Below are 1,681 nucleotides of genomic sequence, written 5' to 3'. Positions count from 1 at the left end.
GCACGGGACCGACAAGCCGAGAAGGAGGCGATTATGCTCGCAAACAGCAACGCAACGGCAAATCTGGCGGTAAGCGATCTGGCAAAGGCCAAGGCTTTCTACGAAGGAACGCTTGGCCTGAAACAGGTGCAGGATGAGGGGGGCGAACTGATCGTGTACAAAAGCGGCGATACCACCCTCAACGTCTATCATTCCCAATTTGCCGGAACCAACAAGGCGACAGCGGTGACCTGGATGGTTGGCGACGAGATCGGCAACATCGTCAAGGAGCTGAAGTCGAAGGGCGTCGCCTTCGAGCACTATCAGATGCCGGGCTTGACGCTGGAGGGCGATCTCCACGTCGGTTACGGAATGAAAGTTGCCTGGTTCAAGGATCCAGACGGCAACATCCTGAACCTTGTGGACAGGTAGATTTCTTCACCTCACCTCGCCAGGCCAACCGCGAGGTAGGTGAGCGCCGAAATCAAAGCGGTGGCCGGCAAGGTAACGATCCAGGCGATGACGATGTTGCCGGCAATGCCCCAGCGCACGGCCGAGACGCGGCGGGCGGCGCCGACGCCGATGATGGCGCCGGTGATGGTGTGGGTGGTCGATACGGGAACGCCGAGCCAGGTCGCCGCAAACAGCGTGATCGCCCCACCGGTTTCGGCGCAAAAACCCTGCATCGGGTTCAGCCGGGTGATCTTCGAGCCCATGGTGTGGACGATGCGCCAGCCGCCGAACAGGGTGCCGAGCGCCAGTGCCGACTGGCAAGTGAGGACCACCCACAGCGGCACGTAGAAAGTCGCGCCGAGCATGCCTTGCGAATAGAGCAGCACGGCGATGATGCCCATGGTCTTCTGGGCGTCATTGCCGCCGTGCCCGAGGGAATAGAGCGAGGCGGAAAAGAACTGCATGACGCGGAAGGTGCTGTCGACCGCAAACGGCGTCTGGCGCACGAAGAGCCACGAGACGACGAGAACCAGGACGAGCGCCAGGATAAAGCCCGTCGCTGGCGACAAGACGATTGCCGCGACCGTCTTGCCAAGCCCGGTCCAAACGATGGCGCCCACGCCTGCCTTCGCCACACCGGCGCCGACCAGGCCGCCGATCAGCGCATGCGAGCTGCTCGAAGGGATGCCGGCGATCCAGGTGACGATGTTCCAGACGATGGCGCCGACCAGGGCTGCAAAGATCACCGCCGGGGTGACGATGCTGACGTCGACGATGCCTTTGCCTACGGTCTCGGCAACGTGGAGGCCGAAGAACATGAAGGCGATGAAATTGAAGAATGCCGCCCACAGCACCGCATATTGCGGCCGCAGCACGCGGGTGGAAACGATGGTGGCGATGGAATTGGCGGCGTCGTGCAGGCCGTTGAGAAAGTCGAAGAACAGTGCGACGGCGACGAGGCCGGCCAGCACGGGAAAGGCAATGGTTGCTTCCATCACCTAGACATTCTCAATGACGATGCCGCTGATCTCGTTGGCGACGTCCTCGAAGCGGTCGACCACCTTTTCCAGTTGGCCATAAATCTCGCTGCCGATCATATAGGCCATCGGATCGCTGCTGCCGTGCTTCCTGAAGAGATCCTTCAGCCCTTGCTCGTGCAGGTCGTCGGCCCGGCTTTCGACGCGCATCACCTCTTCGGCGATCCCGCTGCTCAACAAGGTCGCAACGCATACTGTGCGCCTCAACGCCA

3 protein-coding genes are annotated in these 1,681 nt (G+C 61.5%); 1 reads left to right on the top strand and 2 read right to left on the bottom strand.

All coding sequences use genetic code 11. The features are described from left to right. Positions 1-33 precede the first annotated feature (33 nt). Positions 34-411 (top strand): VOC family protein, encoded by a 378-nt coding sequence (locus EN969_RS30050; RefSeq protein WP_063169927.1) that lies wholly within the window; start codon positions 34-36, stop codon positions 409-411. A gap of 11 nt (positions 412-422) precedes the next feature. Here the strand turns inward: EN969_RS30050 and EN969_RS30045 are convergent, their stop codons facing one another. Continuing rightward, positions 423-1,427: an inorganic phosphate transporter gene (locus EN969_RS30045; protein ID WP_013528008.1), complete on the bottom strand. Its 1,005-nt coding sequence runs from the start codon at positions 1,425-1,427 to the stop codon at positions 423-425. A gap of 3 nt (positions 1,428-1,430) precedes the next feature. Further along, the coding region (locus tag EN969_RS30040; protein WP_127419677.1) for a DUF47 family protein at positions 1,431-1,681 on the bottom strand (251 nt) is incomplete at its 5' end.

Source organism: Mesorhizobium sp. M7A.F.Ca.CA.003.01.2.1, assembly GCF_003998945.1.
Taxonomy (GTDB): domain Bacteria; phylum Pseudomonadota; class Alphaproteobacteria; order Rhizobiales; family Rhizobiaceae; genus Mesorhizobium; species Mesorhizobium ciceri.
This window is presented reverse-complemented; position numbering and strand designations above follow the sequence as displayed.

What these genes read in the sequence shown, in the direction of transcription:
- EN969_RS30045 (WP_013528008.1), bottom strand. Translation starts at nt 1,427, where the DNA reads ATGGAAGCAACCATTGCCTTTCCCGTGCTGGCCGGCCTCGTCGCCGTC.
- EN969_RS30050 (WP_063169927.1), top strand. Translation starts at nt 34, where the DNA reads ATGCTCGCAAACAGCAACGCAACGGCAAATCTGGCGGTAAGCGATCTG.